Here is a 15,388-nt window from a genome sequence, read left to right as displayed (position 1 = left end):
AGGTATCTCACTGATGTATTATCTCTCAAGTGAGATGACTAGCGTTGTGCTGGACGAAAGCATTGTCTGAGAGTATCAGCCCTGGCTAGACATGCGTATCAGTAGCGGGCGGTTGCTGAAATTGGTAGACAGGACAGACTTAGGATCTGTTGGTGATGAACCGTGAGAGTTCGAGTCTCTCACCGCCCACCGGAAACCGAAAGGTTGCCGAAAAGCTGGATACCCTGTTAAGAATACAGCTAAACGTGTCCTTTGATGTCCTTTAGTGTCCTTTTAAATGGCACTTGCGGGAGTGGCTCAGTGGTAGAGCGTCACCTTGCCAAGGTGAATGTCGCGGGTTCGAATCCCGTCTCCCGCTCCAGGTGGTCTTGCACTAGAGTATCGTAGCGCTCTCTTGTCTACCTTGTTTGTTAGCTAAGAGGTGCGAAGGCTGACGGTGTGACAAGTGGAAGAAAAAAAAGCTTTCGTTTGTTATACTGGACAGGAAGGAAAAACGATATGTATCGCAGTGGCCACGCTGAACTGTGGTGGTTGGAGTAAGCATCGCTATGATGCACGCTGGTAGCTACCATGACAACCGAATATGCGGGAGTGGCTCAGTGGTAGAGCGTCACCTTGCCAAGGTGAATGTCGCGGGTTCGAATCCCGTCTCCCGCTCCAAATTCTTGAAGCAGAGGGCGACTGGTAACACGGTTAGCCCTCTGTGGGCAAGTGCAGACAAAACCCACACAAGACATACCATCATAACATCTGTTTTGAAGGATGCGATAAGCGAGACGAGATACTCTGTTGTGGGGTGGTCTAGAGGTGGGAGACAGCTGAGAGAGTACGGGGCATGGCCTATTCGCGCTGCAATCATGTGGGTCACCTTCGATATTGTGCCTCGAATATACCAACAATCCTATGTATTCTCCCAGGATAGGTACTTCCCACAGCCTACTTACCCGCGATATAATAAGACACTGTAGCTTTGAATTTTATTTCCGAACAAAGACTACGTACGCGATTTATGATAAAGAAAACCTGTTGGAGGAACTGTGAAGGTCTCTGTTGAAAAGTTGCCAACCAGCGAGGCAGTACTGGAAGTAGATGTTACCTGGGATGAGATGGAAAAAGCCTCGGATAAGGCATATAAAAAGATTGTAAAGCAGGTAGATATACAGGGGTTCCGTCGAGGGAAAGCCCCTCGCTCAATGATTGAGCGCAGACTGGGCAAGGAATACATTTACCAGGAGGGCCTTGATGAGCTGATTTCCGAGGCCTATCGTGACACCCTTGTTGAGCACGAGATTGTTCCCATTACGCAGCCGACGCTGGATGCGCCCTCTATCGAAATGGGAGAACCCTACCACTTCAAGATTACTGTTCCCATCGTTACTCCCGTTGAACTGGGCGATTACAAGTCCGTCCAGATGGAGCGCGAGGAGGCTGATGTTACCTCTGAGGAGGTCGAGCAAGAGCTGGACACTCTGCGCCAGCGTTTGACCACCTGGAAAGAGGTTGAGCACGCCGCTGAGTATGATAACCGCGTGACGATGGACCTCAAAGTGACCAGCGGTGAGCAGAAAGTCTCTGACCTGAAAGATAATCCCTTTGAGTTGACCCACGAGCGCGTTGGTCTCTTCTCGGGCATGGATGAGCATATCGTAGGCATGAACGCCGGAGAAGAGAAGAGCTTTACCACAACCATCCCCGCTGACTATGGCAACGAAAAACTTGCTGGTCAGGAGGCGCAGTTTGAAGTCAAGCTGCATAAGGTTGAAGAGAAAGAGCTTCCTGAACTAAATGACGAGTTTGCTGAAAAGGTCAGTGATGGCCAGTATACCAGCCTGGAAGACCTGCGCAAGTTCTTGAGCGATAACATTCTGGAAAATAAGAAGCGTCGCATTCGTGAGGAACTGAGAGACAAGGCCCTGGATGCCGTCATTGAGCAGTCAAGCTTTACCCTGCATCCGCTGTTGATTGACGAGCAGGCAGAAGAGATGCTCCACCAGTTCTCGCATCTTCTGGAGCAGCAGAAGCTCTCGCTAGACCAGTACCTGATGATGATGCGCAAATCGCGTGAAGAGTATCTCAAAGAGCTGCGCCCCGACGCCGAGAAGAGCGTGAAGCGCCAGTTGGTACTGGATGCGATTGCCAAGGCCGAGGACATTACGGTTTCGCCAGACGAGATTAAGATGCTCTTCGATCTCTATGATCAGAGTGGACAGCCACTTCAGCGCAGCAAAGAGCAGGCGGATGCGCTAGCCCGCAGCTTCCTGCGCGAGAAGACAACTGGTCGCCTGGTTGATATCGTTGCCGGACCCGATCCAGACGCGGCGGAAGGCACAGAGAGCGAAGAGAGTGCTATTGCGGCCGCGGCTGCTGCTGAGGAGATTGCGGCCGAGACTGATAATGAGAGTAGCAAGAGTGAGGCGTCTGCAACAGAAACATCTCTACCCGAGGACACCAAGGATCAGACCGTAGAGTAAGCATATCGCTACCAGGTGCGGAGAAAGCACTAGTAGGAAAGGTAACAGACGTGGCAAACTCGAAAAACATGCGCACAACATACCGTTGTTCATTTTGTGGCAAGAGTCAGGACCAGGTTCAGCGTTTAATCGCTGGGCCTGGCGGGGTCTACATCTGCGATGAGTGTATCGACCTGTGTCGAGAAATCATCGAAGAGGAGCAAGCCACTGTTGCCAAGCCTCGTGGTACGCAGACAGGGAAGATGCCCGCGCCCAAGAAGATCTATGAGCAGCTTAGCAATTATGTCATTGGTCAGGAACGTGCCAAGCGTGCCCTGGCGGTAGCGGTCTACAACCACTACAAGCGCATCGGCGTCGGCATGCAGATCGATGATGTCGAACTGGGCAAGAGTAACATCCTGCTGATAGGTCCAACTGGTAGTGGTAAGACCCTGCTGGCTCAGACGCTGGCAAAAGTCCTCGACGTTCCCTTCTGTATCGCGGACGCGACCGCGTTGACGGAGGCCGGTTACGTCGGTGAGGATGTGGAGAATATCCTCCTCCGTTTGATCCAGACGGCTGACTTCGATATCGCACGCGCTGAACGCGGCATTGTGTACATTGACGAGATCGATAAGATCGCGCGCAAATCGGACAACCCCTCGATTACGCGTGATGTCTCGGGCGAGGGTGTGCAGCAGGCGTTACTGAAGATTATCGAGGGTACGGTGGCCAATGTGCCTCCTCAGGGTGGACGCAAGCACCCGCACCAGGATTTCATCCAGATCAATACTTCAAACATCCTCTTTATCTGTGGAGGTGCCTTTGAGGGCCTGGATAAAATTGTGGAGCAGCGCCTTGGTAGCAATAAGATGATGGGCTTTAGTGGTATCAAACCGGCTGGCGAGACTGCGGAGCAAGAGAAGGATCAGCCGATTCTCACCAAGCTCAATCCCGATGACCTGCTCAAATTCGGCCTGATTCCCGAGTTTGTGGGACGTCTCCCCGTAAGTGTTTCGCTTGATCCATTGGATCAGGAGGCCCTGGTGCGCATCCTGACTGAGCCTAAGAACGCGATTGTAAAGCAGTATCAGAAGTTCTTACAGCTCGATCATGTGGACCTTGTCTTCACCAGTGATGCGCTAGAGGCGGCAGCCGAGCGAGCGCTGAAGCAGAAGACAGGTGCGCGCGGTCTGCGCTCGATTATCGAGGACGTCCTGCTGGACGTAATGTACGAAATTCCTTCTCGCGCCGACGTGAAGAAGGTGATCATAAACGGAGAGGTGATTTCTTCCCGCCATAAGCCCTTGCTTGTGACGAGGACGGATCGCACCAATGCCTATTCTGAGAATGAGTCTGCCTAGGGCAGACTCATCAACTTTTGTAGCCTAGCATGAGGGCAGAAATAAAGCGGTGCGATGCCCAGCGATCGTTCATTGGATTTGATGCAGTAGGTTTTTGTAGGTAGGTGACCGGTCAGGCTAGACAGGTGGGAAACCAATGAGTGAACAGGAACGCCAGGAACATGTAGAGGAGATGTTGGAAAGTTATCCGCTTGTGGCGTTGAAGAATATAGTGGCCTTCCCCCATAATCGGCATGCGTTGGTCATTGCCCGCGAGAAGACAGTTCGTGCCGTTGAAGAAACTATGATGCGACCAGACCGCATGCTGGTCGCAGTGACGCAGCGTGATGCAGATATAGACGACCCCGAGTTCAAAGATATTTACCCCATCGGTACCCTGGCTGAGGTCTCCACTATGCATCGCCAGCAGGATGGCAGTATGCAGGTGGTCATCCGTGGCATAAACCGGGTCAGCGTGAAAGAGTTTACTGAGACCGAGCCTTTTATGCGTGTGCAGGTTGAGGTGCACGACGATGTCCAGGCCACTGGCTCGCAGGCCGATGCTATGGTCCGCCACGCCATAGGTCTCTTTGAACAGTATGCGCAGCTAAGCCGGCGCTTCTCAGTCGAGGATATCAATTCGATTGTGGCGCTCAAGACGGCCAGTCGCCTCTCTGATACCCTGGCGGCTCATATTGTCACCGATAGCCAGCACCAGCAGGACCTCCTGGAGACGTTAGATCCCATGGAGCGCCTGGAGAAGATCTGTGTCCTGATTGGCAACGAGATTGAGATCCTGGAACTGGAGACGACTATTCGCAGTCGTGTGCGCTCGCAGGTGGATCGCACCCAGAAGGAGTTCTACCTGCGCGAGCAATTGCGCGCCATCCAGGAAGAACTGGGGATGGATACCACTTCCGAGTCGGATGAACTGCGCAAGCGCCTGGCTGAGAAGAAGCTACCAGACGAGGTCACGACCAGGGTGCGCAAGGAGATCGACCGCCTGGAGCGTATGCCCCAACAGTCGGCTGAGATCAGCGTGATTCGTGCCTATATCGATTGGTTGCTGGCGCTTCCCTGGAACGAGCGGAGCCAGGAGACCTTTGATATCGAGGCCACGCGACGTATCCTCGAAGATGACCACTACGGCCTGGAGGGTATTAAAGAGCGCATCATCGAGTTCCTGGCTGTACGCCAGCTACGGCAGCAGCAGGCCAGTCGCGAAGGGCTTCCCAAGAGCGAGAGCCAGGGGCAGATTCTCTGTCTGATTGGCCCGCCAGGCGTGGGCAAGACCTCGCTGGGTTACTCCATTGCTAAGGCTCTGGGGCGCAAGTTTGCGCGTATCTCGCTTGGTGGCGTCCACGATGAGGCGGAGATTCGCGGTCATCGCCGCACCTACGTCGGCGCTCTGCCTGGTCGCATCATTCAGAGTATGAAGACGGTGGGTGTGCGTAATCCGGTCTTCCTGCTTGACGAGATCGATAAGCTCTCGGCGGAGCAGCGTGGAGATCCAAGCGCGGCCCTGTTGGAGGTACTGGACCCTGCTCAGAACAAGGCCTTCGTCGACCACTACCTGGAGATCCCCTTTGATCTCTCCGAGGTCTTCTTCATCTGTACCGGGAACGTAAAATACCAGATTCCCCGGCCCCTGGCCGACCGTATGGATATCATCGACCTGCCAGGCTATATGCTTGACGAGAAGGTGAATATCGGCACAAGGCACCTTTGGCCCAAGGTATTGAACGAGCATGGCCTGGGTCTTGAGCAGGTACGCATTCCTCAGCCTGTTATGCAGCATATCGTGACGGATTACACGCGCGAGGCAGGTGTGCGTAATCTGGAGCGCCAACTGGCCACAATCTGTCGTAAAGCCGCCCGGCGTGTGCTGGAGAAGCCGAATACACGTATTCGTCTGACGACGCATAACCTGGGGCAATACCTGGGCCTGCCGCGCTACGCGGATATGCAGTTGACGCATAAGCCACGCGTCGGCTCAGCAATGGGCCTGGGCGTGACCGAGAACGGCGGCGTTATGCTACCCGTTGAGGTTGTGACCATGGTTGGTAAGGGCGACCTGATGGTGACTGGTCAGCTTGGAGACGTAATGCGGGAATCGGCCATGGCGGCGCTCTCCTATATCCGCACGCGCGCCGATATGTTGAAGATCGATCCCAATTTTCAGGATGCCACCGACCTGCATATCCACATGCCAGAGAACGCAATGCCCAAAGATGGACCCTCAGCAGGCATCACCATCGCCACAACCCTGGTGTCGGCATTGACCAGGCGCGCCGTACGTGGTGATATCGCCATGACTGGTGAAATCACCTTGCTGGGTGATGTCCTGCCTATTGGAGGCCTGAAAGAGAAGGTCCTGGCGGCCCAGCAAGCAGGCATTACCCATATCATTGCTCCCGCTGAAAACAAAAAAGATCTCATCGAAATCCCCTCCCGTATTCGTCAGCGACTCCAGTTTACCCTGGTCGAGAATATGGACGAGGTAATTGAGATTGCCCTGCTACCACCTGAGGAGGAGGTAGAAGAGCGACCAGCAAATGGAGGCGAGATTGTACCCCTGCGCCTGGAAGAGCGCGATGGCCCGCTCGTTTCCGAGAGTCAGAAGCGCCCACGCATGAATAAAAGCGCGGCCATGGAGCAAGAGAAACGTGATGCCGAAGAGCCAGAGGAGCGTGAGCCGTTTATCGTGCCCCGCGAGACCCCCTCGCCTCTCTATCCCCAGGCACGCTCCCACAAAGAGCAAGAAAAGCAATAAAGGGGTAATATAGACCACAAAAAAGAGGCCGATTGCATCGGCCTCTTTTTTGTGGTCTATAAAAACAACAGCAAATAAGTAAACATAGAAGCGTTTATGTGGTAGAGAGAAATGAAAGCAAGGGAACGATTTGATAAATTTGGCGGGGAGACGTTTAATTCTGTAGCGGGCAAACAGTTTGCTCCAAAAAGAATAGTCATTTATGCCCTGTAGATGGTATAGTTAGAACAGTCAGGGATGTGCTACTAGAAAGTGATGCTACCCCTGAATGGATTTATAAAGATACTCAAAGAGAGGATGTGTCGTACATGAGTTACTACGATCCAAACCAGCAGCAGAACCCTCAATATGGCAGCGGGTATCCTCCTCAGCAGGGAGGCGATCCATACAGCGGGCAGCAGGGGCAGCCTAACCCCCAGCAGTATGAGCAGCAGAACTATCAGCAGCCGGGTCAGGGCTATCAGCAGCCAGGCCCGCAGGGTTACCAGCCGCCTTATGGCCAGCAGCCTGGATATGGTCAGCCGGGCTATGGTCAGCCCGGCGCCGGCGAGCCCATGTCGATCAACATGCAGCCGAACGTCGCGGCGGGCCTGGCCGTTATCTTCGGTTGGATCAGTGGCCTGGTTTTCTTCCTTATTGAGAAGCAGAACCGCTTTGTCCGTTTCTATGCGATGCAGTCAATCTTGTTCTCTGGCGCGATTTTCGTCATCAACATCATCCTTAGTATCGCCACGGGTACTCTACCATCTGGGATTGCGTTGGCGCTGGGATGCGCGAGTAGTATCCTCTGGATTGCCTTCTTCGTGGGCTGGCTGATCACTTTGATCAATGCCTTCCAAGGTAAAACCTTCAAGCTACCTGTGATTGGCGATCTCGCTGAGAAGTATGTTAACACTGGCTCATTCTAGAAATCCATTCAGAAAAGAGCAAGAGGGAGGGGCAGCGTCATGTTGCCCCTCCCTTTCTGTTTTTTAGGCAATATATCTGGTAGAGAGATGCTCCTGGCAACTGCAGGTTGCCAGGAGCATCTCTCTACCAGATATAAAGAAACCGCTTGTGTGAGCGGGCGAAACGGCGGTGTCCTATTTTCCCGTGGGGCTGCCCCCAAAGTATCGTTGGAGCTGAAGAGCTTAACTACCGTGTTCGGGATGGGAACGGGTGTACCCTCTTCGCAATAACCACCGGTTCGCCTGCGCATACAAGCGGTTCCGATTGACATGATGTATAATACCATCCTCTTGGCGATTTGTCAACACCTTTTTTACGACTTTTCAAAAAGTGGGTAAATTGATGTGAAAATGAAGGGCGGTGCGTCAGCACCGCCCTTCATTTTCACATCAATTTACCCTTTTATTTTCTCTTCGAGGGTTTCGTTTTGGCGGCGGACTTTGCCTTTGCGTTTCTCGGCGTAGGCCTGGAGACGTTCGCGAATGGCGGGGTCGCCGATGGCTACTTCTTTGGCGGCGTGGATGCCGGCGTTGACCGCGCCGGCATCGCCGATGGCCATGACAGCGACGGGGGCGCCCTCTGGCATCTGGACCATGGAGAGCAGGGCGTCTATGCCTTTGAGTGCTCCCAGGTCGCGTGGGACGCCGATGACTGGCAGGTCGGCGCGCAGGTCAGCGATGTTGCCTGGCAGGTGGGCTGCGCCGCCCGCACAGGCGATGACGACCTGGATGGAGGCTGGGAGATTCTCAATATGTTGCACGGCGGCGCGCAGGTCACGGTGGACAGAGTTGATCTGTACCAGGCAGGGGATGCCAAACTCGTAGCGCAGGATATCGACGGCCTTCATCATCAAGGGCAGATCGGAGTCGCTACCCATGGTGACGAGGACTTTTGGCTCGCCCCGGGCGGCTTCTCCTACCCCCTCGGTTGAGACCAGCACACCGTGCTCGTGGCCCAAATTCAGTGCTGCGCGCACGTTCTCGCCAGGTTGCTCTTGTTGCATATATTGTTTCTCGCTTTTCTCAGATTATGTTTTTAAATGGTGAGGGCGGCTCTGACTTTGAGGGCTAGCTGATAGACATCTTCGAGGTTGTCGCCAACGACTGTGATATGCCCCATTTTGCGGTCAATACGAGTCTCGCGCTTGCCGTAGAGATGGACGAAGACGTGCTGGGGATCAAACTCCTGGCTCCAGTGAACTTCTGCTGGCCCATTGCGCTCGCCCAGGATGTTAATCATGACTGACGCCGGATAGCGCATGGTGGTTGTGCCGAGCGAGAGGTTGGTGATGGCGCGCAGATGCTGCTCAAACTGGGAAGTGAGGCAGGCCTCGATGGTATAGTGCCCTGAGTTATGAGGGCGGGGTGCGATCTCGTTTAGCCAGAGCTTGCCAGCCTTGTCCAGGAATAGCTCGACGCCGAAGATACCAATGCCGTGTAGCTGGTCAATGGCCTGGTGCGCGATGGTCTCGGCCTCCTTGAGCAGGGTGGCATCAATGGGAGCGGGCGCCAGGACAGCCTGGCAGATATCGCGTTCATGGATCATCTCAACGACCGGATGCGCGGCGATCTCTCCGCGTGCATTGCGCGAGATCATCAGGCCCAGTTCTTTCTCCAGATCAATGCGTTGCTCAACGTAGAGTTCGCGTCCCGCCAGGTGGGCCAGGGCGCTATCAATATCCTCTGCGTTATTGATGCGCGCGTTGCCGCGTCCATCATAGGCATCTTTCTTCGCCTTGAGCACCAGGGGATAGCCCCATGTCTGGGCCAGCTCCTCAATATCGCTTCGCGAGGCTACGGAGCGGAAAGGGGCAACGGGGATACCGTGCGCGGCCAGGAACTCCTTCTGACGGAATTTATCCTGAATTACGGCCAGAATCTGGGGTGAGGGATGAATGGTATGCCCTTCGTTCTGGAGTTGTTCAAGGGCCTCAGTGTTGATATGCTCGATTTCGTAGGTGAGGATATCGCTGCGCTCGGCCAGCTTGCGTAGCGCCTGGGGATCTTTCAATTCTCCCTCGATCTGCTCGGCTACTACCGCTGCTGGTGCGTTGGGTGTAGGATCAAGTACCGTCAAGGCTTGATAGCCCATGGCCCGTCCAGCTTCACTGATCATCAGCCCGAGTTGACCACCACCGATAATGCCAATATGTGTAGAGGCAACGATCTCGGCCTCTGTAGGATTCAATTGTACGTTCACTCGCCAGAATCTCCTTTGGCTTCGCCTCATATGGACGCGGCGAGGCCAGTCTTTTGCTGCTTAGCTTGTGCTACACTCTCCATCACACCTTGCCAGGTATATTCTAAGAGGATATGTTCATTCTAAGCAACCATAGGATAACATGTCAAATAGAGTATGTGTGAGGTAGATGTGATAGAATGCACAGCGTTAGTTGTATATTCCAAGAAAAGAAAAGGACTTGTTGAGGATGTCGCGTATTCCTCCTGATAATAAAATAGCCATCTCCATGGAGAATACTCCTGGTGGCGCGACAATGGAGTCACTCTTTCGCGTCATGGCACATCGGCCAGAGCTTATGCAGCCAGCACTGCAACTGGTCGAAGCCGCGATGCGCAGTGGCACCGTAGAGCCGCAGCTAAAAGAGCTGGTGGCGATTCGCGTCTCCCAGGTCAATCACTGTTCATATTGAATGGCTGCTCATACTGCCTTGGCAAGGCAGCTGGGTGTGAAGGAAGAGTTGCTCGATGCGCTCTACCATATTGATCGCCATCGCCACCTCTTTACGGAGCGCGAGCTGGTTGCGCTACACTATGCGGAGGTCGTGACGACGAGTGCGCGCGATGTGAGCGAAGAGTTATGGGATGAGCTGCAAGAGTACTTTGACGATGGGGAGATTGTTGAGATTACGACTGTTGTCGGTCTCTTCAACTTTTTTAATCGTTTCGCGGATGCATTGAAGATTAATCCACCACCAACATAAGGGAAATAAGAGTTATGGCGAATATAGAAGAGAAATACCAGGCGCTTTTGAAAGATCTGCAAGAGCTGGCAGTCTATTTGCATGGACGCGGCGATAAAACGCTGGCGCTCTCACAACAGTTTTCGGCCAATGCACAGAAAGATCCAGGCAATCGCGACTTTGACCTTAATCAGTCGCGTATGCTGGATTACCAGCACCATATCTGGCACGAAATCGGCAACAAAGTTGACCAGTTGCTCAAACTCTACGAGCGCCAGTAAGTAGCCGCGTACGCCAGTAGCGGGTCCGCTACTGGCGTACGCGGCTACTTGTTTGTTTGGCAAATGTTACAGGTTACCGGAGCGGGCCTGGGTGTAGCGGTCGGTCAGGTCGTCTTTGGTGCGGCTGTAGAGCTGACGACCCTGGGTGAGAGCTTCCTGTGCGCGTGCGCGAATTTCCTCACTAAAGTTCCCCGAGCGGAGCAAGACGCCCTGCTCGTTGAGCTGCGCGCGTGTCGCCTCGCCAGATTGTGGTGCGATGAGGAGACCAATACCAACACCGATTCCGAGTCCAAGCAAGAGTCCTAAGATAAACTTCATCGCCTCTTTCCTTTCTTCCCTGCGATTGGCATATGCCAGCAAGTGATGCGTCTTCCAACGCCTGAATAGAGAAAATTCTGAGTTATATAAAAGCCTGTTTGATGACGATATAGGTTTGCGAGTATGAGCGGAATGCTTACTCGCGCCTATAGTATACATAGTATATGCGTTGCATGAATGGATTGAGACGCATATACTACCCAGAATACCTATTGAGTCTCGCGGATATGGATAGTATCATAGCCAGGCTGCTACACCAATCCTGGCTACAGTAAAAACATGGCTTGGAAGCATGTAAAGGGGACCTGGCAGTGACCGAACCCGTAAGCAGCCGCGCACTACTCAGGTGTATGTCGCTCGCCTGCCTCACCTCTATAGAAAGGTGTTAGATCTGGTCAAGGTGTCAGACCTGATCGATATGAATGGTTAGCGCCCCTGACCGGCTTTTTCGAGCAGCTCTTCTACTTTGTCGAGCAGGACCTGTAGCTCAAAGGGTTTGCGCAACAGGTAGACGCCGTTGTAGAGTTGAGTGTCACTCTCGATGAGCCGGGAGACCTCATCGGCCTCTAGCACAGCCGCTGTATATACGATAATGGGAATATCGCCAGTGACGGAGTCACTTTTGAGCTGCTTGAGAATATCCTGTCCGGAGATATCGCCCAATTTGAGATCAAGGATGAGAAGATCGGGCAACTGGCTTTTGACGCGTGCGACTGCGTCTCGGCCTTCTTGCAGGATCGAGACCTGGTACTGCTCGTCCTCCAGGACGCGGCGCATCAGGTGTAGCAGCTCATTTCTGTCATCAACAACTAATATCCGTTTCGTCACATCTCTTCAGTGCCATACACGAGCCAGGCCCGCTCAAGACACCGCCTCCTGCTAGCGCGAACGCACCCCTAATCCACTTCGTGTGTCTGTGAGGCACGGTTTTGCGTCTTATTGTTGTGCCATAGCATTCTGCTTGTATTGTAGTGTACCATGTTTCTCTTATCTCAACAAGGCCGCAAGGCTGACCACTAGAGACTTCCAACCCTTGCCTTGGCTCGCTATGCGAGCGCTCAGGCTCTCCTATTACATATCATACGTCAGAACCATGTCAGATAGATACTGGTTAGGCTCAGCTGAATGGGTAATATTGTTACTTAACCATAAAGAAGATGGTTAGTAATCGCTGTAATAGGGGAAAAATTACGCCCACGCCTACATTGGTGAGATGTACCTTGTTGTATGTCCGTTTGTTTGTGCGTTGAGATGCAGAATGAAGTTGTATTAGGGAGTGCAAACCGCGAAAAATAAAAAAAAAGAATGAGCGTGGTGGGGATCGAACCCACGGCAACCCGATTAAAAGTCGGATACTCTACCACTGAGTTACACGCTCATTTCGAAGACATGGCTATTGTAGCGTATTTTTCTCAATCTGGCAAGGGGTCTTTGTGCTCAAAACCATGATTTTTTAGCAGAGTTGCATCGAATTGATAAAGATCGAAGTAGGATGCTGACCGGAGGAGAAATATTCTCTGGGATCATACTCGCTTTAAGGCTTGCCAGCGTCGATACAATAGGATAATACTAAATCATCAGGGTATTCATAGAATATGTGCTACCTCCATTGCCTATGCTTCGTGCTTATATTAATGCATATAAGTGGAATAAAAGAAGGAGGTAACTATATGGAGAGACCTACGATCCCTCAAGGCGAGACGCCACAGAATCAGGGGCAACAACAGCAACAGGGAGAGACAAAGACGCTGGCCAGCATCGCCGTGCTGATACACAAGGGCGACAGTATTCTATTGAATAAGCGGGTCAATGTTCATGGAGCTGAAACCTGGGCGCCGATAGTGGGGCACCCTGAGTTTGGCGAATCATTTGAAGATTGTGCCATACGCGAAACAAAAGAAGAGGCTGGCGTGACGATCAGCGATGTCAAATTCCGTGTCGTCACCAACGATGTCTTCGAGAAGGAGCATAAGCACTACGCGACCATCTGGATGGAGGCAAAGTATGTTTCTGGAGAGCCACACGTGGGAGACGCCCATGAAGAATCAGAGGTAGGCTGGTTCACCTGGAATGCACTGCCGGAGCCACTCTTCCTGCCTTTGCAGCACCTGCTAGAGGGCAAGACCTATCCCTCACAAACAGTCAGCAAAGACCAGGTTGGCGAGGCCTTGCAGCCCCCGTCCATCCTTCACGACCCTCATGCCCAATAGACCTGCATTCCTCGGCTCGTTATCTTCTCTGAGAGAGTGAAGTGGCTGTGTGGTGGGCATCCGCCCACCACACAGCCACTTCACTCTACTCCTTGAGCGCCGCAGGCGCGAAAGCCAATGACTTTTTGATGACTTTTGAAAAGTCGCAAAAAAAGCGTTGACAAATCGCCAAGAGGATGGTATTATACATCATGTCAATCGGAACCGCTTGTATGCGCAGGCGAACCGGTGGTTATTGCGAAGAGGGTACACCCGTTCCCATCCCGAACACGGTAGTTAAGCTCTTCAGCTCCAACGATACTTTGGGGGCAGCCCCACGGGAAAATAGGACACCGCCGTTTCACCTGCTCACATGGGCGGTCTTTTTTATTATCAAGCTGGACACCGCCGTTTCGCCCGCTCATATGAGCGGTTTCTTTGTTTTTAACCAAGATAAAGCACCATCTTGCTAGATACAGAAAAGCTCCATAATCCCTCATCGTAATAATGAGGGATTATGGAGCTTTTTTTTGGGGAAAAAAACAGTAGAAATATATCCGCAGATCTTGCTGCTAGTACACCTGCAAGTCCTATAATCTGAGTAAGAACTTAAGCAAACGAGCAATTTTATTAACGAGGATGATACGCATGATGCATTCTCCCCTTTTCTGTCAGACATGCGGCGCAACGAACGAACCTGCATATACTCGTTGTGCCGCTTGTGGAGCTCCTCTGGCAAGTGAGAAAGAGAAGATAGATGTGCAAGATGTTACCACACCTGATGCTGAACACATCTGGCTATCCTCTCAGCCACAGGAGTATTTGCTACCAGGTGGCCTGCAGGTCCAGCCTATCCCAGTTTTGCCTCCGAAGCCTCCAACACGAATGAGCCGCCGCAAGCTTCTCACGCTGGTTGGAGCTGGAGTAATTTCCATAGGCCTCATTTATGGTGGCTCATTATGTGTTGCGAATTCCGCTGTAAATTATTTAGCCAATCTCCCTCCAGACAATGTGTTTACCCATATAAGGCATGATGGCCCTGTATATAGCGTTGCCGGTTCACAAAAAATACTACAAAAGATACTACCACGTATCTGGCCTCCGCCAGCGCCGATCAAACTGTACAAGTGATCGATATGGAATATGATCCCGATGTATATGGTAGTTCTCCTCCTGCCTCCTATATCTATCGGGGACATAAAGACTCGGTTAACAGTGTGGCCTGGTCTCCTGATGGCACACATTTGGCCACTGCTTCCAGGGATGGTCTTGTGCGAATTACGAAAATGGTAGAGGGTCCCAGCAAGATAACGAGCTATTCTGAGTTTTCTGTGATCGGCGACGACGATGTTCTCACATATACAGGTCATAAAGAATCAGTACATACCGTGGCCTGGTCTCCCAATGGGAGATATCTGGCTTCTGCATCCGCCGATATAACAGCTCAGGTTTGGGATGCGACCAATGGTAAGACCGTTGTAAGATACCGGGAACACAGAAATGTAGTCACATGTGTGGCCTGGTCTCCTGATGGAGCTCACCTGGCGTCTGCCTCTACCGATGGTACGGTACATATCTGGGATGCAACTAACGGCAAGACGACTGTGATGTATCGAGAACATGTTAGAGAAGTGACATGTGTGGCTTGGTCTCCTGATGGAGCCCATCTAGCATCTGCCTCTACTGATGGTACGGTACATATCTGGGATGCAACCAATGGAAGCAGGATACTTACCTATTCTGGTCATAAAGGGCCAGTGCAAGTCGTTGCCTGGTCTCCTTATGGAGCGCTCCTGGCCTCGGGTTCTGCTGATACAACGGTACAGGTTTGGAGTGCCACAAATGGCAAGCTTGTATATACATATAAGAGACATACCGCAGCGGTAAATACTGTTGCCTGGCCTGTTGGCTACGGAGTCAGCGGTCCAGAAGTATCCGGTCCTACCATTGCTTCTGGTTCTGATGATGGAACTGTGCTTGTTTGGGACGTTATAGGTCAATGACGTCTGCTTTTACATATATGGTTTCTGGTACATCAGATATCACATTCTAAAAAGAGGAATAACAGGAAATGTTCTGTTAGCAACAGAAATGGGGAGGTTCGCAGCCCGTGGCTGCCAACCTCCCCATACTAACCAGTAGATTTTTCTTGTCCTGGCACAAACC

13 protein-coding genes, 4 tRNA genes, 2 rRNA genes and 1 pseudogene are annotated in these 15,388 nt (G+C 52.3%); 14 read left to right on the top strand and 6 right to left on the bottom strand.

Translation table 11 applies throughout. From position 1 onward, the window contains the following. Positions 1-106: 106 nt before the first annotated feature. The 7 genes from JMJ16_RS37765 (at position 107) to JMJ16_RS37735 (ending at position 7,474) form a co-directional block, all read left to right on the top strand. Positions 107-189: transfer RNA gene (locus tag JMJ16_RS37765), tRNA-Leu, on the top strand. 97 nt (positions 190-286) lie between these two features. After that, positions 287-361, top strand: a tRNA-Gly gene (locus JMJ16_RS37760). Positions 362-585: 224 nt separating this feature from the next. Beyond that, a tRNA-Gly gene (locus tag JMJ16_RS37755) sits at positions 586-660 on the top strand. A 377-nt stretch (positions 661-1,037) separates the two neighbouring features. Further along, positions 1,038-2,471, top strand: coding sequence for a trigger factor (gene tig, locus JMJ16_RS37750; RefSeq protein WP_201389903.1), 1,434 nt, complete (start codon positions 1,038-1,040; stop codon positions 2,469-2,471). Positions 2,472-2,539: 68 nt separating this feature from the next. After that, entirely contained in the window at positions 2,540-3,814 is a 1,275-nt protein-coding gene (gene clpX / locus JMJ16_RS37745) for an ATP-dependent Clp protease ATP-binding subunit ClpX (RefSeq protein ID WP_201390826.1), read from the top strand. Positions 3,815-3,950: 136 nt separating this feature from the next. Beyond that, a complete protein-coding gene (gene lon, locus JMJ16_RS37740; protein ID WP_201389902.1) occupies positions 3,951-6,566 on the top strand; it encodes an endopeptidase La in 2,616 nt (871 codons plus the stop codon). A gap of 308 nt (positions 6,567-6,874) precedes the next feature. Further along, the gene (locus JMJ16_RS37735; protein WP_201389901.1) at positions 6,875-7,474 is read left to right on the top strand and encodes a DUF4870 domain-containing protein; all 600 of its coding nucleotides are present in this window, start codon (positions 6,875-6,877) and stop codon (positions 7,472-7,474) included. A 161-nt stretch (positions 7,475-7,635) separates the two neighbouring features. On the opposite strand, the gene rrf (JMJ16_RS37730) is transcribed toward JMJ16_RS37735, so the two are convergent. From rrf (JMJ16_RS37730) to purK, 3 genes are all read right to left on the bottom strand, one after another. Continuing rightward, positions 7,636-7,752, bottom strand: a 5S ribosomal RNA gene (rrf, locus tag JMJ16_RS37730). Between the two features lie 156 nt (positions 7,753-7,908). After that, positions 7,909-8,517 (bottom strand): AIR carboxylase family protein, encoded by a 609-nt coding sequence (locus JMJ16_RS37725; RefSeq protein WP_201389900.1) that lies wholly within the window; start codon positions 8,515-8,517, stop codon positions 7,909-7,911. A gap of 32 nt (positions 8,518-8,549) precedes the next feature. Continuing rightward, entirely contained in the window at positions 8,550-9,713 is a 1,164-nt protein-coding gene (gene purK, locus JMJ16_RS37720; protein WP_201389899.1) for a 5-(carboxyamino)imidazole ribonucleotide synthase, read from the bottom strand. Between the two features lie 229 nt (positions 9,714-9,942). On the opposite strand from purK, the gene JMJ16_RS37715 reads away from it, so the two are divergent. Genes JMJ16_RS37715 through JMJ16_RS37705 form a run of 3 tightly spaced genes read left to right on the top strand, consistent with a single transcriptional unit; the run spans position 9,943 to position 10,715 of the window. Continuing rightward, positions 9,943-10,164, top strand: coding sequence for a carboxymuconolactone decarboxylase family protein (locus JMJ16_RS37715; RefSeq protein WP_052568254.1), 222 nt, complete (start codon positions 9,943-9,945; stop codon positions 10,162-10,164). 36 nt (positions 10,165-10,200) lie between these two features. Further along, positions 10,201-10,455, top strand: coding sequence for a carboxymuconolactone decarboxylase family protein (locus JMJ16_RS37710; RefSeq protein WP_201381440.1), 255 nt, complete (start codon positions 10,201-10,203; stop codon positions 10,453-10,455). Between the two features lie 14 nt (positions 10,456-10,469). Next, positions 10,470-10,715 (top strand): hypothetical protein, encoded by a 246-nt coding sequence (locus tag JMJ16_RS37705; RefSeq protein ID WP_201389898.1) that lies wholly within the window; start codon positions 10,470-10,472, stop codon positions 10,713-10,715. 66 nt (positions 10,716-10,781) lie between these two features. Here JMJ16_RS37705 and JMJ16_RS37700 read toward each other — a convergent pair whose 3' ends face one another. The 3 genes from JMJ16_RS37700 to JMJ16_RS37690 all read right to left on the bottom strand — a co-directional run bounded on the left by JMJ16_RS37700 (position 10,782) and on the right by JMJ16_RS37690 (position 12,411). Beyond that, positions 10,782-11,033: a YtxH domain-containing protein gene (locus tag JMJ16_RS37700; RefSeq protein WP_201370363.1), complete on the bottom strand. Its 252-nt coding sequence runs from the start codon at positions 11,031-11,033 to the stop codon at positions 10,782-10,784. 426 nt (positions 11,034-11,459) lie between these two features. Further along, a complete protein-coding gene (locus tag JMJ16_RS37695; RefSeq protein WP_201389897.1) occupies positions 11,460-11,861 on the bottom strand; it encodes a PleD family two-component system response regulator in 402 nt (133 codons plus the stop codon). 478 nt (positions 11,862-12,339) lie between these two features. Beyond that, positions 12,340-12,411, bottom strand: a tRNA-Lys gene (locus JMJ16_RS37690). Positions 12,412-12,703: 292 nt separating this feature from the next. Between JMJ16_RS37690 and JMJ16_RS37685 the strand changes: the two genes are divergently transcribed. The 4 genes and pseudogenes from JMJ16_RS37685 (at position 12,704) to JMJ16_RS37675 (ending at position 15,225) form a co-directional block, all read left to right on the top strand. Beyond that, complete coding sequence (locus JMJ16_RS37685) at positions 12,704-13,243, top strand: NUDIX hydrolase (protein WP_201389896.1); 540 nt, start codon at positions 12,704-12,706, stop codon at positions 13,241-13,243. A 224-nt stretch (positions 13,244-13,467) separates the two neighbouring features. Next, positions 13,468-13,584, top strand: a 5S ribosomal RNA gene (gene rrf, locus JMJ16_RS37680). A gap of 774 nt (positions 13,585-14,358) precedes the next feature. Then, positions 14,359-14,490, top strand: a pseudogene (locus tag JMJ16_RS57525) (WD40 repeat domain-containing protein); the annotation flags it as partial. 3 nt (positions 14,491-14,493) lie between these two features. After that, the gene (locus JMJ16_RS37675; protein WP_236601886.1) at positions 14,494-15,225 is read left to right on the top strand and encodes a WD40 repeat domain-containing protein; all 732 of its coding nucleotides are present in this window, start codon (positions 14,494-14,496) and stop codon (positions 15,223-15,225) included. Positions 15,226-15,388 lie beyond the last annotated feature (163 nt).

The sequence above is a fragment of the Ktedonobacter sp. SOSP1-52 genome (genome assembly GCF_016587395.1).
Note: the sequence above shows the minus strand (reverse complement) of the source record. Positions and strands in the feature narration are given on the sequence as shown.